General features: G+C 72.8%; 15 protein-coding genes. 2 read left to right on the top strand and 13 right to left on the bottom strand.

Going from position 1 to position 15,475, the window contains the following annotated elements; translation table 11 throughout:
* Nucleotides 1-3: 3 nt before the first annotated feature.
* From OCS65_RS14655 to infC, 11 genes are all read right to left on the bottom strand, one after another.
* Nucleotides 4-1,191 carry an acetylornithine transaminase gene (locus tag OCS65_RS14655; RefSeq protein WP_006936489.1) on the bottom strand — a complete coding sequence of 396 codons (1,188 nt, stop codon included), beginning with the start codon at nt 1,189-1,191 and terminating at the stop codon, nt 4-6.
* On the bottom strand, nt 1,188-2,132 hold the full coding sequence (gene argB / locus OCS65_RS14650; RefSeq protein ID WP_043799644.1) for an acetylglutamate kinase: 945 nt from the start codon (nt 2,130-2,132) through the stop codon (nt 1,188-1,190). The genes OCS65_RS14655 and argB overlap by 4 nt, the downstream gene beginning before the upstream one ends.
* Nucleotides 2,129-3,385, bottom strand: coding sequence for a bifunctional glutamate N-acetyltransferase/amino-acid acetyltransferase ArgJ (argJ, locus tag OCS65_RS14645; RefSeq protein ID WP_006936493.1), 1,257 nt, complete (start codon nt 3,383-3,385; stop codon nt 2,129-2,131). Before argJ ends, argB begins: the two co-directional genes overlap by 4 nt.
* Nucleotides 3,382-4,455 carry an N-acetyl-gamma-glutamyl-phosphate reductase gene (argC, locus tag OCS65_RS14640; protein ID WP_263507184.1) on the bottom strand — a complete coding sequence of 358 codons (1,074 nt, stop codon included), beginning with the start codon at nt 4,453-4,455 and terminating at the stop codon, nt 3,382-3,384. Before argC ends, argJ begins: the two co-directional genes overlap by 4 nt.
* Before the next feature lie 60 nt (nt 4,456-4,515).
* A complete protein-coding gene (locus OCS65_RS14635) occupies nt 4,516-4,902 on the bottom strand; it encodes a PspA/IM30 family protein (protein ID WP_006936497.1) in 387 nt (128 codons plus the stop codon).
* A gap of 28 nt (nt 4,903-4,930) precedes the next feature.
* A complete protein-coding gene (pheT, locus tag OCS65_RS14630; protein WP_065922539.1) occupies nt 4,931-7,420 on the bottom strand; it encodes a phenylalanine--tRNA ligase subunit beta in 2,490 nt (829 codons plus the stop codon).
* A 53-nt stretch (nt 7,421-7,473) separates the two neighbouring features.
* Entirely contained in the window at nt 7,474-8,544 is a 1,071-nt protein-coding gene (gene pheS, locus OCS65_RS14625; protein WP_006936501.1) for a phenylalanine--tRNA ligase subunit alpha, read from the bottom strand.
* Between the two features lie 108 nt (nt 8,545-8,652).
* Complete coding sequence (locus tag OCS65_RS14620; RefSeq protein ID WP_043799626.1) at nt 8,653-9,465, bottom strand: TrmH family RNA methyltransferase; 813 nt, start codon at nt 9,463-9,465, stop codon at nt 8,653-8,655.
* A 56-nt stretch (nt 9,466-9,521) separates the two neighbouring features.
* Entirely contained in the window at nt 9,522-9,908 is a 387-nt protein-coding gene (gene rplT, locus OCS65_RS14615) for a 50S ribosomal protein L20 (RefSeq protein ID WP_003937964.1), read from the bottom strand.
* Nucleotides 9,909-9,972: 64 nt separating this feature from the next.
* Entirely contained in the window at nt 9,973-10,167 is a 195-nt protein-coding gene (gene rpmI, locus OCS65_RS14610) for a 50S ribosomal protein L35 (RefSeq protein ID WP_006936506.1), read from the bottom strand.
* 89 nt (nt 10,168-10,256) lie between these two features.
* Nucleotides 10,257-10,916 carry a translation initiation factor IF-3 gene (gene infC, locus OCS65_RS14605; RefSeq protein WP_029543898.1) on the bottom strand — a complete coding sequence of 220 codons (660 nt, stop codon included), beginning with the start codon at nt 10,914-10,916 and terminating at the stop codon, nt 10,257-10,259.
* Between the two features lie 357 nt (nt 10,917-11,273).
* On the opposite strand from infC, the gene OCS65_RS14600 reads away from it, so the two are divergent.
* On the top strand, nt 11,274-11,627 hold the full coding sequence (locus tag OCS65_RS14600) for a DUF1844 domain-containing protein (protein ID WP_006936509.1): 354 nt from the start codon (nt 11,274-11,276) through the stop codon (nt 11,625-11,627).
* Between the two features lie 22 nt (nt 11,628-11,649).
* Here the strand turns inward: OCS65_RS14600 and OCS65_RS14595 are convergent, their stop codons facing one another.
* Nucleotides 11,650-13,461: a pyruvate kinase gene (locus OCS65_RS14595; RefSeq protein WP_006936511.1), complete on the bottom strand. Its 1,812-nt coding sequence runs from the start codon at nt 13,459-13,461 to the stop codon at nt 11,650-11,652.
* Between the two features lie 117 nt (nt 13,462-13,578).
* Here OCS65_RS14595 and OCS65_RS14590 point away from each other — a divergent pair, with 117 nt between their 5' ends.
* A complete protein-coding gene (locus tag OCS65_RS14590) occupies nt 13,579-14,310 on the top strand; it encodes an alpha/beta fold hydrolase (RefSeq protein ID WP_231772804.1) in 732 nt (243 codons plus the stop codon).
* A gap of 12 nt (nt 14,311-14,322) precedes the next feature.
* Here the strand turns inward: OCS65_RS14590 and OCS65_RS14585 are convergent, their stop codons facing one another.
* Nucleotides 14,323-15,471 (bottom strand): lipase family protein, encoded by a 1,149-nt coding sequence (locus OCS65_RS14585; RefSeq protein ID WP_006936515.1) that lies wholly within the window; start codon nt 15,469-15,471, stop codon nt 14,323-14,325.
* Nucleotides 15,472-15,475 lie beyond the last annotated feature (4 nt).

The raw sequence follows: 15,475 nt of genomic DNA, 5'->3' as shown, positions 1-15,475 counted from the left end.
GGTCTAGTTTCCTTCCTGCTGGGCGGCGTCGAGCACGCAGGGCAGCGTCGCGACGAACCCGTCGGCCTGTTCCTGGGTGAGGATCAGCGGCGGCGCGAGGCGGATGACGTCGGGGGCGGCGGCGTTGACGAGATAGCCGGCGTCCCGGGCGGCCGCTTCGACGGCGGGTGCCTTGGTGTCGGTGAGGACGATGCCGAGCAGCAGGCCGGCGCCTCGGACGTGGTCGACGAGGGGGTGCCCGAGCGCTTCGATGCCGGTGGCGATGGATTTGCCGACGGCGTCGACGTGGGCGAGCAGGTGCTGTTCGTCGATGGTGCGCAGGACGGCGAGCGCGGCGGCGGCGCACACCGGGTTGCCGCCGAAGGTGGTGCCGTGCTTGCCGGGCTGGAAGAAGTCGGCGGCCGGTCCGGTGGCGACGACGGCGCCGATGGGCAGGCCACCGCCGAGCCCCTTGGCGAGGGTCATCACGTCGGGCACGATGCCGACGGCCTGGTGGGCGAAGAACGTGCCGGTGCGGGCGATGCCGGTCTGCACCTCGTCGAGGACGAGCAGCGCCCCGCGTTCGGCGGTGATGCGGCGGGCGTGGGCCAGGTAGCCCTCGGGGGGCACGACGACGCCGGACTCCCCCATGATCGGTTCGAGGAACACGGCGGCGGTGTTCTCGTCGACGGCGGCGTCGAGGGCGTCCGCGTCGCCGTAGGGGACGAATTCGACGCCGGGGGGCATGGGTTCGAACGGGGCGCGCTTGTCGGGCTGGCCCGTGAGTGCCAGGGCGCCCATGGTGCGGCCGTGGAAGGCCTTCTCGGCGGCGATGATCTTGGGGCGTCCGGTGAGCCGGGCGAGCTTGAACGCAGCCTCGTTGGCTTCGGTGCCGGAGTTGCAGAAGAACGCCCGGCCGGGGTGCCCGAAGTGCGCGAGGAGACGCTCGGCGAGTTCGACGACGGGTCCGCTGGCGTAGAGGTTGGACACGTGGCCGAGCGTGTCGAGTTGCGCGGTGACGGCCTCGCGGATGGCGGGATGGCGGTGACCGAGGGCGTTGACGGCGATGCCGCCGAGCAGGTCGAGGTACTGCTTGCCGTCGGCGTCGGTGACGACGGCACCGTCGCCGGCGACGAGGGCGACCTTGGGGACGCCGTAGTTGTTCATCAGCGACCCGGCCCAGCGCTGCTGGAGTTCGGAGGTGCCGGTCATGAGGTGCCTTCCTGGGTGGGTGCGGTCGTCCGGGGGTGGGTGGGAGTGACCATCGTGCCGATGCCTTCCTCGGTGAGGAGTTCGAGCAGCACCGAGTGCGGCTGGCGTCCGTCGATGACGTGGGCGGTGGGCACGCCGCCGCGGACGGCCCGCAGGCAGGCCTCCATCTTCGGGACCATGCCGGCGTCGAGGGACGGCAGCAGATCGGCCAGGGCGTCGGCGTCGATGCTGGTGGCGAGGGAACTGCGGTCGGGCCAATCGGTGTAGAGGCCCTCGACGTCGGTGAGGACCACGAGCTTCTCCGCGCCGAGGGCCTCGGCGAGGGCGGCGGCGGCGGTGTCGGCGTTGATGTTGTGGACCACGCCGTCGGCATCGGGGGCAATGGTGGAGACGACGGGGATGCGGCCGGCCGCGATGAGGTCGTGGACGGCGGCGGGGTCCACGGTAGTGACGTCGCCGACGAGACCGATGTCGGTGTCCTCGCCGTCGACGACGACCGTGCGGCGGGTGGCTGTGAAGAGGTGGGCGTCCTCGCCGGAGATGCCGACGGCGTACGGGCCGTGGGCGTTGATCAGGCCGACGAGTTCGCGGCCGACCTGGCCGAACAGCACCATGCGGACGACGTCCATCACCTCGGGGGTGGTGACGCGGAAACCACCGCGGAACTCCCCTGCCATGCCCAGTCGCTTCAGCATGGCGTTGATCTGCGGTCCGCCGCCGTGGACGACGACGGGATGGACGCCGACGGTGCGCAGGAACGCCATGTCGGCGGCGAAGGCGCGCTTGAGGTCGTCGTCGATCATGGCGTTGCCGCCGTACTTGACCACGACGATCTTGCCGCGGAACTTCTGCAGCCACGGCAGGGCCTCGGCGAGGACGTACGCCTTCTGGTGGGCGGTGAGCTGCGCGATGGGATCGGTGGCCATATCGGTTCCGGTCATGACGAGTAGGCCGAGTTCTCTTCGACGTAGCCGTGGGAGAGGTCGGTGGTGCGGATGGTCACCTCGGCGTCGCCGACGCCGAGGTCGATGTCGAGGGCGATGTCGGGGCCGGAGAGGTCGACCTCGCGGGCGCCGGGGGCGCCGACACCGTCGATGCACACCGGGGAGCCGTTGAACGTGACGGAGATGCGGTTCGGGTCGAGGTCGATCGGGGCGATGCCGATCGCGGCGAGGACGCGACCCCAGTTGGGGTCGGAACCGAACAGGGCGGTCTTGACGAGGTTGTCGCGCGCGACGGTGCGCGCGCCGACGAGGGCGTCCTGTTCGCTTGCGGCGCCGCGGACGGTGACGGTGACCCGCTTGGTGACGCCCTCGGCGTCGGCCATCATCTGCCCGGCGAGGTCGTCGCACACCGCGAGGACGGCGGCGTCGAGCTGTTCCTGGGTGGGGGCGATGCCGCTGGCACCGGACGCGAGCAGCAGCACGGTGTCGTTGGTGGAGGTGGACCCGTCGACGTCGAGGCGGTCGAATGTCAGCCGGGTGGCGGCGCGCAGGGCGCGGTCGAGCTGCTCGGCGGTGGCGACGGCGTCGGTGGTGACGACGCACAGCATGGTGGCCAGAGCGGGGGCGAGCATGCCGGCGCCCTTGGCCATGCCGCCGACGTTCCACTTGTCGGCGTGGTGCAGGGCCGCCTGCTTGGGCACCGTGTCGGTGGTCATGATGGCGTAGGCGGCGTCGGTGCCGCCGGAGATGCCGCCGGCGAGTTCGTGGACGATCTCCTCCACGCCGGCGAGGACCTTGCCCATGGGCAGCCGGTCGCCGATGAGCCCGGTAGAGCACACGGCGATCTCGCCCGCACCGGTCTCGGTGCCCCAGTTGCTGAGGGTTTCGGCGACCTTCTCCGCGGTGGCGTGGGTGTCCTGGAACCCGCCGGGGCCGGTGCAGGCGTTGGCGCCGCCGCTGTTCAGGATCACCGCGCGCAGGGCGCCGGAGGTGAGGACCTGCTGCGACCACAGCACGGGTGCGGCCTTGATCTTGTTGGTGGTGAACACGCCGGCGGCGGTCAGCTCCGGACCCTCGTTGAAGACCAGCGCGAGGTCCGGGTTGCCGGAGGCCTTGATGCCGGCGGGGATGCCCGCGGCGCGGAACCCGGCGGGCGACGTGACGCCCTGGGTGCGGATCAGGCGTCCGCCGGCGATGTCGACGGCGTCGGCGTAGACGTGCTCGTCGGTGGAGTGTCTGTCGATGCTCACGGGGCGACTCCCACGGTGGACAGGCCGGCGGTCTCGGGCAGGCCGAGTGCCAGGTTCATGGACTGCACCGCCGCGCCGGCGGTGCCTTTGGTCAGGTTGTCGAGCGCGGCGATGGCGACGAGGACGCCGGCGTCGGGGTCGACGGTGACGGCGAGCTGCACGGCGTTGGAGCCGAGCACCGCACCGGTGGTGGGCAGCACCCCTTCGGGCAGCACCTGGACGAACGGCTCGTCGGCGTAGGCCTTCTCGTACACGACCCGGGCCTCGGCGGCGGTGGCCGTGGTGGGGGCTGTGCAGGTCGCGAGGATGCCGCGGGGCATCGGCGCCAGCACGGGGGTGAAGGAGACGGTCACGGCGGCGTCGGTCAGGGCGGCGAGGTTCTGCTTGATCTCCGGCGTGTGCCGGTGCGCTCCGCCGACGCCGTAGGCCCGCACCGAGCCCATCACCTCGGAGCCGAGGAGGTCGACCCTGGGGGACTTGCCGGCGCCGGAGGTGCCGGACACGGCGACGACCTGGACCCTCGGCTCGACGACGCCGGCCGCGACGGCGGGGGCCAGGGCGAGGGTGGCCGACGTGGGATAGCACCCGGGGACCGCGATGCGGGTGGCGCCGATCAGGTGCTCACGCTTGCCGGGCAGCTCGGGCATGCCGTAGGGCCAGGTTCCTGCGTGGTCGCCGCCGTACCAGCGTTCCCAGTCGGCCGACTCGGACAGACGGAAGTCGGCGCCGCAGTCGATGACGACGGTGGTGTCGGGCAGTTGCTCGGCGATGACGGCGGAGTGGCCGTGGGGCAGGCCGAGGAACACGACGTCGTGGCCGGCCAGGGTGTCGAGATCGGTGGCGCCGAGGATGCGGTCGGCCAGCGGAAGCAGGTGGGGATGGAACTCGCGGAGCGTCGCGCCGGCGTTGCCGCCGGCGGTGAGCGCGCCGACGACGAGCCGGCCGTCCTGATAGGCGGGATGACCGAGAAGCAGGCGCAGGATTTCGCCGCCCGCGTACCCGCTGGCCCCCGCGACGGCGACCCGAATCGGTGACTGTGCGGTCGCCGTGAATTCCGGTGAGTTACCCATACGATTGATTATGCATCATCATGCAACTTCATTCATACGGGTGGGTCGGACCGGACCGGCTCACCCCTCGGCCAGCGAACGGCGGATCTCGGTCAGCTTGTCGGCGGCGGCCCGTCGGCGCTCGTCGAACTGTTCCTCGAGCGTGCGCCCCGCCGCGCTCTCGCGGGCGAGTTCCTCCGCACCGATCGCCGTGCCTGCGCGGCGTTCGATCTTCTCACGCACCGAGTCGAACGTGGGCACTCCGGCCGAGGTGTAACCGGCGGCCGCCCCCTCGGCGGGTGTCACGTCCGGCCCGACCGGGGACGGCGGGACGTCCGGCACCGACGGCGAGCCCGGTTCCGCCGGTGTCACGTCCGGGACCGACGGAGAACCGGGCTCGGCCGGGGTGACGTCGGGCACGGGCGCGTCCGGAGCGTCGGGGTCGGGGGACGACGGATCCGTGGTCATGCTCCCAGGCTACGTCCGCAGGCCCGGGTCAGTGCCGCAGTTCGGCACCGACGGCGGCGGACGCCGACGCGACGGCGGCGGCGCGGGCGGCGCTGGCCTCGTCCTCCGTGAGCGTGCGGTCTGCCGCCCGGAACCGCAGCGCGAAGGCGAGCGACTTGCGGCCCTCCCCGACCTGCGCCCCCTCGAACACGTCGAACAGGCGAATGTCCTCGAGCAGCTCGCCGCCACCCGCGCGCAGCGCTTCCTCGACGTCGGCGGCCGGGACCTCCTTGGCCACGACGACGGCGACGTCCTGCAGGACGGCGGGGAACGGGGAGACCTTGGGCGCCGGCAGCGACTCCATGATCGGCAGCGCGTCGAGGTCCAGTTCGAACGCGCACGTGCGGGCGGGCAGGCCGCCGCGCTCGAGCACCGCCGGGTGCAGCTCGCCGGCATGGCCGACGACGACACCGTCGACGAGCAGCTCGGCGCAGCGGCCCGGATGCCAGGGCAGGTACTGCGCCGCGCGGCGCTGCAGCCGCACACCGGCGGCGGCCGCGACGGTCTCCGCCGCGGCGAACGCGTCGGTCGCGTCCGCGGGCCGGCCCGGGCCCCACGGCCCGGCGGGCTCCCGCAGGCCGCACAGCACCGCCCCGACATGGACGGGCTGCGCGGGCAGCGATCCTTCGAGCAGCGCGATCTGCTCGTCGGTGGGACGCCGGTCCACCGGCAGCGGCGGCACGGGCCGGGTGCCGGGTCCGGGCAGGACGACCTGCGCGATCGCATAGAGCGACAGGTCGCGCTGGCCACGGGAGACGTTGCGGGCGAGCACCTCGAGCAGGCCGGGCAGCAGCGTCGTCGCCAGCTCGGGGCGGTCGGCCTCGAGCGGGTTGAGAACCTTGGTGGTGGTGCGGCGCGGGTCGTCGGCGTCGAGACCCCACGTGTCGAACACGTGCGCCGGCAGGAAGACGGGGGCGAGGACCTCGACGTGGCCGTCGGCGGCCAGGGCGCGGCCCACGGCGCGGCGGCGCTTCTGGCTCGGGGTCAGTCCGCGTCCGGCGGGGGCGGCGGGGAGCACGGACGGGATCTGCTCGAGTCCCTCGAGCCGCAGCACCTCCTCCACCAGGTCGGCCGGCTGGCGCAGGTCGGGTCGCCACGTGGGCGGCGTGACCACCAGCTGGCCGTGCCCGTCCGGGCCGACGCCGACCTCGACGCCACATCCGATCTGGGTGAGCCGGCGGGCGGCGGTGCCGGTCGGGTAGGCGACCCCGGCCATGCGGTCGGGCAGGTCGATGTCCATGCGGATCGAGACCGGCTCGACGGGGACCGAGATGTCGGTCAGGACCGGCTCGACGCGGCCACCGGCGATCTCCACGAGCAGCGACGCGGCCCGGTCCAGCGCCGGCAGCGCCACTTCGGGGTCGACGTTGCGCTCGAACCGCTTGCCCGCCTCGCTGACCAGCTTGTGGCGCCGCGCGCTCCGGAACACGGCCAGCGGATCCCAGGTGGCGGCCTCGAGGAGGACGTCGGTGGTGGTGCCGCTCACCTCGGTGGCGACGCCGCCCATGATCCCGGCCAGGGAGATCACGCCGGAGTCGTCGGTGATGACGACGTCCTCGGGGTCGAGGTCGCGTTCGATGCCGTCGAGGGTGGTCAGCTTCTCCCCCGCCTTCGCGCGCCGCACGACGAGCTCACCCTGGAGGGTGGCGGCGTCGAAGGCGTGCAGCGGCTGGCCGAGTTCGAGCAGCACGTAGTTGGTCACGTCGACGGCCGGGGAGATCGGGCGGATGCCGGACAGCAGCAGCCGCCGCTGCAGCCACCACGGGGACACGGCCTTGGGGTCGATGCCGGTGACCTTGCGGGCGGCGAAGCGGGTGGCGTCGGTCTCCGGCTCGAGCCGGATCGGGTAGGCCTGGCCGCCGTCGGCCGGATTGGGCACGACGTGCGCGGGGTCGGCGAACTCGAGGTCGAAGCCGCACGCGAGTTCGCGGGTCAGGCCCCGCAGCGAGAAGCAGTAGCCGCGATCGGGGGTGATGTTCAGCTCGATGACGGTGTCGCCGAGGCCGAGCAGGTCGTTGGCGTCGGTACCCGGTTCGGCGGTGCCCTCCTCGAGGACGAGGATGCCGGAGTGGTCCTTGCCGATGCCGAGCTCGGCGACGGAGCAGATCATCCCGTCGGAGACCCTGCCGTAGGTCTTGCGGGAGGCGATGGCGAAGCCGCCGGGCAGCACCGCGCCGGGCAGCGCGACGACCACGAGGTCGCCCTCGGTGAAGTTGCGGGCGCCGCACACGATGCCGCGCGGGGCGTCTTCGCCCACCTCGACCTGGCAGAAGCGGATGGGCTTCTTGAACTCGGTGAGCTCGGTGATCTCGAGGACGCGGCCGACGACGAGGGGGCCGTCGAGGCGCGCGAGGGTGTCGACCTCCTCCACCTCGAGTCCGACCCGGACGAATCCCGCATCGAGTTCCTCGGCGGTGACGTTCCACTCGGGGGTGGCCCGCTGCAGGATCTCGGTCAGCCAGGACTGCGCTACTCGCACTTGTGCTCAGCTCTTTCGGTCGGTTCGGTGGTCGGGTCTCGGGTCGGGCGGCGTCAGCCCTGCACGCCGAAGGGCATGGTGAATCGGACGTCGCCCTCGACGATGTCGCGCATGTCGGAGATGCCGTTGCGGAACTGCAGGGTGCGCTCGAGGCCCATCCCGAACGCGAAGCCGGTGTACTCGTCGGGGTCGATGCCGCTCGCGCGCAGCACGTTGGGGTTGACCATGCCGCAGCCGCCCCATTCGACCCAGCCGGCACCGCCCTTCTTGTTCGGGAACCACACGTCCACCTCGGCGGACGGCTCGGTGAACGGGAAGTAGTTCGGGCGCATCCGGGTTCGGGTCTCGGGTCCGAACAGGGCACGGGCGAACGCGTCCAGGGTGCCGCGCAGGTGGGCCATGGTCAGACCCTTGTCCACGGCCAGGCCCTCGATCTGCGAGAACACCGGGGTGTGGGTGGCGTCGAGCTCGTCGGTGCGGAAGGTGCGGCCGGGGCACACCACGTAGATCGGGATGTCGCGGTGCAGCATGGTGCGCACCTGCACCGGCGAGGTGTGGGTGCGCAGCACCTGCCGTGAGCCCTCCGGCGCGATGTGGAAGGTGTCCTGCATCGTGCGGGCGGGGTGGTCCGGCAGGAAGTTCAGCGCGTCGAAGTTGAAGTGCTCGGTTTCGACCTCGGGGCCCTCGGCCACCTCCCAGCCCATGCCGACGAACACGTCGGCGATCTGGTCGGAGATGATCGTGATCGGGTGCCGCGCGCCGGCGGGCCGGCGGTTGGCGGGCAGGGTGACGTCGATGGCCTCGGCGACGAGGACCGCGGCGTCGCGTTCGGCGAGGAGCTCGGTGCGGCGTTCGTCGAAGGCTGCGGTGACCGCGCCGCGGGCCGCGTTGACCCGCTTGCCGGCGTCGGCGCGCTGGTTGCCGGGCAGGCCGCCCAGGGCGCGCTTGGCGAGGGAGACGGGGGCCTTGTCGCCGAGGTGGTCGATCTTGGCCTGCGCGAGCGCGTCGAGGTCGGGGGCGGCGGCGAACGCGGCCAGCGCGGCCTGCGTGGACGCGGCGAGCGACTCCTCGCTCAGGGCGCTCGGATCGACTGCCGGCGGGGTGCCGCCCTCATTCTTGGCCACGACCGGTGCAACTCCTTCTTCGGGCGAACGGTGGGTGTGGTGCCACGTTCGGCGTCGAACGGATCGCGCCAGCGCAGCACCCAAATCCTAGGCGATGGCCGGGCCGCGCTAGGGCACGGCCCTGTCGGCGCGATGCTGCACGCGGGCGCTTGCGTACAGGCAGATCGACGCGGCGGTGGCAAGGTTCAACGATTCGGCGCGGCCGCGGATGGGGATGCGCACCCGGTGGTCGGCCCGCGCCGCGACCGCCGGGTCGAGGCCGTGGGCCTCGTTGCCGAACAGCCACGCCGTGGGGGCGGCGAGCAGCTCGTCGGCCTCGTCGAGATCGACCTCGCCGTCGGCGGCGGTGGCGAGCACCTGGAGTCCGGCGGCGGCGAGCGCGTCGAGGACGGTGCCGGTGTCGCGTTCACGGGCGAGCGGGAGGTGGAACACGCTGCCCGCGGAGGCGCGGACGCACTTGCCGTTGTGCGGGTCGACGCTGTCGCCGGCGAGGACCACCGCGTCGGCGCCGACCGCGTCGGCCACGCGGATGACGGTGCCGGCGTTGCCGGGCTCGGCGATCTCGACGGGCACGGCGAGCAGCCGCGGCGGCGGGGTCAGGGCCCGGGCGAGCGGCACGTCGAGCAGATCGCACACGGCGACGATGCCGGGCGGGGTGACGGTGTCCGACAGCCGGGCGGCCGCGCGCTCGGTGACGGTGGAGACCCGCACGTGTCGGCGCCGGGCGGCGCCGAGCAGATCGGGGTAGCGGGCGGCGGCGGCCTCGGTGACGAACACCTCGTGCACGACGGCGGTCGTGAGGGCCTCGCCGACGGAGTTCTCGCCCTCGGCGAGGAAACGGCCGGCCTTGCGGCGGTCGGAGGTGCGCAGGAGTTTGACAGCAGAAACGACCCGTGGGGTGCGCTCGGTGAGCGGGTCCACGGGTCGTTCCTGTGCTGGTCGGTCGTTCAGCGTCGTCTCGGCGTTCGGCGCTGCGCTCAGGCGGCGTCGGCCGGCGCGTTGACGTCGGCGGGCAGCGCGGCCTTGGCCACGGCGACCAGGCCGGCGAACGCCTCGGCGTCGGAGACTGCGAGCTCGGCGAGGATCTTGCGGTCCACCTCGACACCCGCGGCCTTCAGGCCCTGGATGAAGCGGTTGTAGGTGATGTCGTTGGCGCGGGCAGCGGCGTTGATGCGGCTGATCCACAGCTTGCGGAAGTCACCCTTGCGCGCGCGACGGTCGCGGTAGGCATAGGTCAGCGAGTGGAGCTGCTGTTCCTTGGCCTTGCGGTACAGACGCGAGCGCTGCCCGCGGTAGCCCTTGGAAGCCTCGAGGATCGAACGGCGCTTCTTCTGGGCGTTGACGGCCCTCTTCACGCGTGCCACTGATATGTCCTGTCAATCTCGGGGGGCAGTCGATCGCCCCCGGGGGTCGGTCGGGGAAAGAAGCTCAGATGCCGAGCATGCGCTTGACGCGCGGGGCGTCGACGTCGGAGACGGCGGCCTTGCCGTCGAGGCGACGCGTCACCCGGGAGGACTTGTGCTCGAGCAGGTGGCGGCGGCCGGCCTTCTGGCGCAGGATCTTTCCGCTGCCGGACACCTTGAATCGCTTCGCGGTGCCGCTGTGGGTCTTCGACTTGGGCATGGAGTCCTCAGTTCGTCGGGGATTTACTCGTGTTCGTCCGGCTTGCGCGCAGCGGCCGGCCGGGCGGTGAGCCCGGTCGACCGGCGGAGCTACGCGGTGCCGTCGCCTGCCGCGGGCTTGTCCGCGGCAGGAGCCGGCCTGGCGACGGAGGCCTGGGCGGTCTCCTGCGCCTTGGCGCGGGTCTTGGCGCCCTTGTGCGGGGCCAGGACCATGGTCATGTTCCGACCGTCCTGCTTGGGGGCGGTCTCGATGAAGCCGAGATCGGCGACGTCGGCGCCTAGGCGCTGCAGCAGCCGGAACCCGAGCTCGGGGCGGGACTGCTCGCGGCCGCGGAACATGATCGTCACCTTGACCTTCGACCCCGCCTCGAGGAAGCGCACCACGTTGCGCTTCTTCGTCTCGTAGTCGTGGTCGTCGATCTTCGGCCGGAGCTTCTGCTCCTTGATCACGGTCAGCTGCTGGTTCTTGCGCGACTCGCGCGCCTTCTGGGCAGCCTCGTACTTGAACTTGCCGTAGTCCATGATCTTGCAGACCGGCGGACGGGCGTCAGGGGCCACCTCGACCAGATCGAGATCGGCTTCGAATGCCAGGCGGAGTGCATCTTCAACACGCACGATTCCGACCTGTTCCCCACCCGGTCCGACGAGTCGGACCTCGGGAACTCGGATGCGTTCGTTGATGCGGGTCTCAGCGCTGATGGGGCCTCCTAGGTAGAGCGGTGCGGTCCGGGTGACCGCGCCGCAGCACATGGGGCCGACTTCCGACGAAAAACCCCGCCGACGGTGCTTGCGCACCGGGCGGGGTCCGAATACCGACCGGCCCGACGGACCCCACGACGCGAAGGCCGTGCGCTCTCGCCCCCCGATCACTCGGGGTGCACGCTCCCCGGATACCCCGGTGGGCGGCGGACCGGACCACTGAGCGAAGGTCATGACCAGGTCATGTGCCGCGCAGAGGTGGGAGTCGGACTCCACTTTGCTGCCCACGCGCAGAGCACGCGGACGGTCGTGACTCACAGCCTAGCAAACTTCGGGCCGTCGATCGAATCGCCGGCCGCGGCCCGACCCGCCCCAGCGGCAGCGAGGCGCGGGTGGGATCGTGGACCCATGACCGACACCCCCGATCCGACCGTGGCCGGTGACGTCCGGCACCTGGGCGAGATCCCGGCCGTCGAGGTGATCAGCCGCGCCGCCGTGATGCTCATGAGTTCCGCCGCCGAGAAGCTCGGCCTGGCCGACGAGGATCCCGAGGCCGGCACCCACCGCGACCTGGACGAGGCGCGCCGGGTGATCACCGCCCTCGCCGGGCTGGTCACCGCGTCCGTGGAGTACCTCGGCCCGCACGCCGGGCCGCTGCGCGAGGGGCTGCAGGCGCTGCAGCGGGCCTTCCGGGAGGCGTCGGCCTACCCGGACGAGCCGGGCAAGGGCCCGGGCGAGAAGTACACCGGCCCGGTCTTCTGACCCGGCCTCGGCCACCCCGGTCTCAGCGCAGCGGCACGCCCGGCTCCTCCCAGGCCCGCAGGCGCCGCAGCAGCGAGTCCTTCTTGCGTTGGTGGTCGGCCATCCGGCCCAGCACGTCGTCGAGGAAGCGCACCGCGTGGTCGACGTACGGGCCCTTGTTGAGCATCACGCACTCGGCCCGGCCCGACGCCGCGGCGTCGGTGATCTCCGCGCGCGACGGCCGGCCGGTCCGGGCGAGGGTGTCGAGGACCTGCGTCGCCCAGATCACCGGGACGTGCGCCGCCTCGCACACCCACAGGATCTCCTCCTGCACCTCGGCCAGCCGGCCGTAACCGGCCTCGACGGCGAGGTCGCCGCGCGCGATCATCACGCCGACCCGCGGCGAGTGCAGGGCCGCGAACAGGATGGACGGCAGGTTCTCGAACCCCGCCACCGTCTCCACCTTGAGGATCACCCCGAGCCGCGCGCCGCCGAGTTCGGCGAGCCGGTCCTGCAGGCGCGCGACGTCGGCGGCACTGCGCACGAAGGACAGGCTGACCGCGTCCGCGTGCGCGACCACGAACGGCAACCGGTCCAGGTCCTCGTCGGTGAGCGCCGGCAGCCGCAGCTCGGTGTCGGGCAGGTTGATGCCCTTGGCCGTCCCCAGCCGGGAGCCGCGCAGATCCGCGTCGGTGATGCGGATCCGCAGCCGCCCCGGAGCGGCCTCCTCGACGATCCCCCCGATCCGGCCGTCGTCGAAGAAGATCCGGTGCCCGATCCGGGTGTCCTCGAACACCCGGGGCAGGGTGCAGCCGATGCGGGGCGGGTGGGCGTCGGGGTCGGCGGGCGTGAGGTCCGGATCCAGGATCAGCTCGTCGCCGACGTGCAGGGTGAGCCGCCGTTCGCGCGGCGGGAGGGCCGCGACGGCGGTGGCGTCGCCGCGCGCGGTCAGCCGGGTGCCGGGCACGAGGTAGGCGGTGTCGGTCAGCTCGGTGCGCACGTCACCGGCGGCGGTGCCGGTGACGACCAGCATGCGCTTGGAGCCGCGGGTGTCGCGGAAGGCGATGCGGTCGCCGGGTCGGCGCCGGGCCAGCCACAACTCGTCGGTGACGGGGACGACGACCTCGCCCGCGGCGGCCGCAGAGCCCGGGCGGGTGAGCCGCACCTGGACGGGTGCGACGGTGCGGCCGAGCGCGTCCCGTTCGGGTTTGGCGTGCACGACCGCGGGACCGGGCGCGACGGGGCCCGTGCGCAGCTTCGGGCCGGCGAGGTCCATGGTGACGGCGACGTGCCGGCCGTGGGCCCGTTCGGCGCGGCGCACGTGGTCGATCATGGCGGCCCACGCGTCCGGGCCGTCGTGCGCGCAGTTGATCCGGACGAGTTCGGCGCCGGCGCCGACGATCCGGTCGACGAGTTCGGCGTCGGTGGCCGCCTCGCTCGGCAGCGTCACCATGATGCGGGTCCGGCGGCCGCCGTGGACGGGACCGAGCAGTGCGGTGGCGTGGCGTTCGAGCAGGCGCTCGCCGGTGACGAAATCGACCGGACAGGGCCGGGCATCGATCTCGGGCAGGTCGGCGAGGCTGCCCACGGCCCGGCGCACCGCGTCGACGGAGGCCAGCACGTGGGCCTCGGCGCGCCCCAGGGACGAGAGCCCCCACGCGGCGAGGTCGGACTGCAGGTCGCGGATGTCCCGGCGCCGCAGGGCGACGTAGTGCGCCAGGTTCTCCGCGCCGGGCCGGTGAGCGGGGTGGGCCTGGGCCCAGCGCTCGTCGGCGTCCGCGGCGGCGACGAGCCCGTCCCGCAGCTCGTCGAGCGCGGCGGCGAGGGCCGCGAGGTCGCCGTGCGCACCGGTCATGCGCCCACCGTAGGGGCGCGGAGTTTCGCGAGGTTTGCGCCCGGTTGAACAATGTCGTTCCGGCAACGACCGTGTCGGTGACCCGCACCGTCGCCTGCATCCCCGAGGATGGGTGTCGTGGGCGCACACGTGATCCTCGTTCCCGGATTCTGGCTCGGCGCATGGGCATGGGAGGCCGTCGCCGAGGACCTGCGGGCGCGGGGGCACAGGGTCGACGCCCTGACTCTGCCCGGGCTCGGGTCCGTCCGGACCGACCGCTCCGGCATCACCCTCGACGACCACGTCGGTGCCGTCGTGGATGCGGTGGCGGGCGGTGCGATCGTCGTCGCGCACAGCGGCGCCGGCCCGGTCGCGTACGCGGCGTCGGACCGGGTCCCGACGGACGTGGCCCGCCTGGTGTACGTCGACTCCGGTCCGCTGCCGGATGCCGCTGCACTGCGACCGGATCTCGATGCCGCCGTGGCGGAGATCCCGCTACCGCCGTGGGCGGAGCTCGAAGCCGACGGCAACAGCCTGCACGGGCTCGACGACGCTGCGCTGCAGCGGTTCCGGGAGCGGGCGGTGCCGCATCCGGCCGGTCCGGCGCGGACTCCGCTCGCCCTGCACGACGACGCCCGCCTGAGGGTGCCGACCACCGTCGTGTGCAGCAGCTTCCCGTCCGGGGCGATCCCGCGGATGGCGCAGTCGGGGCATCCGGTGGCGTCCGAGCTCGGCCGGTTGACCGACGTGGAGTACGTCGACCTGCCGACCGGTCACTGGCCGATGTGGTCCCGTCCCGCCGATCTCGCGGCGGCGATCGATTCGGCGACGATCGATACGGCGACGATCGATACGGCGGGGCGCCGCTGACGCGGTCGCTCGCTACCGGCCCGCGGCGAACAGGTCCTCAACGAACGCTGTGACGTCGTCCAGGGACGCCCGCATCGTCTCCAGGTGGCCGACGGGATACGACCGGAACACGAACCGCTCCCCGGCCGCGGTCAGGTCGGCGACGAGCTTGAACGTGAACGGCGCCGGGGTGACGGTGTCCGTCAGGCCCTGGCCGAGGAACAGTGGACGGTCGTAGCCGCGGGTGGGGATCTCGAGCATGTCGCGGGCGGCCCGGACCAGGGCCGGATCGTCGGTGCGTCGCGCCAGCAGGTCGCCGATCGACAGATCCCCGACCTCGGCCGCCGCCTCCTGGTAGCACAGGTCCTCGAGCCGGGCGAGGACCTCGCGGCCCCGCGGGCTGAGGAAGCGGTCGACGTCGACGTCGGGGCGGGTCGCGCGCATCCCGGCCAGCAGGTAGGCGATGAACACGGTGGTGCCGGTCAGCGGCAGCGGCGGAAGGCGCGGGTCACCGAACGGCACGAGGTGCTCGATGTTCGACGGCACGCCCAGCGCGACGGCGCCGCGGTAGTCGAGCTCGGGTGCGTACCGGGTCGCGAGGGAGGCCGCGACCATCGCGGCTTGACCGCCCTGCGACTGGCCGAGTGCGACCCAGCGGGACCCGAGGGAGGGTTCCACCGCCCGCGCGGCGCGCACCATGTCGATCAGGGCGTGGGCCTCCGACGGCCCGTCGAGGTAGGCGTGGAGGCCGGGGGTGCCGAGACCGGGGTAGTCGGTGGCGACGACCGCGTATCCCTGGGCGAGCCAGTGCGCCAGGTATCCGTTGTCGATGCGGCCGTCGACGGTGGGGGCGCACCGGTCCGCGATTCCGACCGCGCCGTGTCCCCACGACACCACCGGCCAGCCGCCGGTGGGCGCGGCGCCCGACGGCACGAAGACCGCGCCGGTGCTCAGGGCCGGCACCCCGCGCGGTCCGGTGGTGCGGTAGGTGAGCACCGACGCGGCGGACGCACCCGGCAGCCACCACTGCCGCGGCAACGGATCGACCCGGACGACGGTGCCCGGCGGGTCCGCCTCGCTGCCTGCGGGCCGGGCCGCCGCAACCCCGGCCGTGAGCAGCATCGCCGTCACGAGCGCGGCGACGATCCCGCGGACACGACCACCGGAGAACGTCCGTGCCACCCCA

The organism is Rhodococcus aetherivorans (assembly GCF_025722975.1).
Classification (GTDB): domain Bacteria; phylum Actinomycetota; class Actinomycetes; order Mycobacteriales; family Mycobacteriaceae; genus Rhodococcus; species Rhodococcus aetherivorans.
The sequence above is the reverse complement of the archived record's forward strand: the minus strand, read 5'-3'. Positions and strand labels throughout refer to the sequence as shown.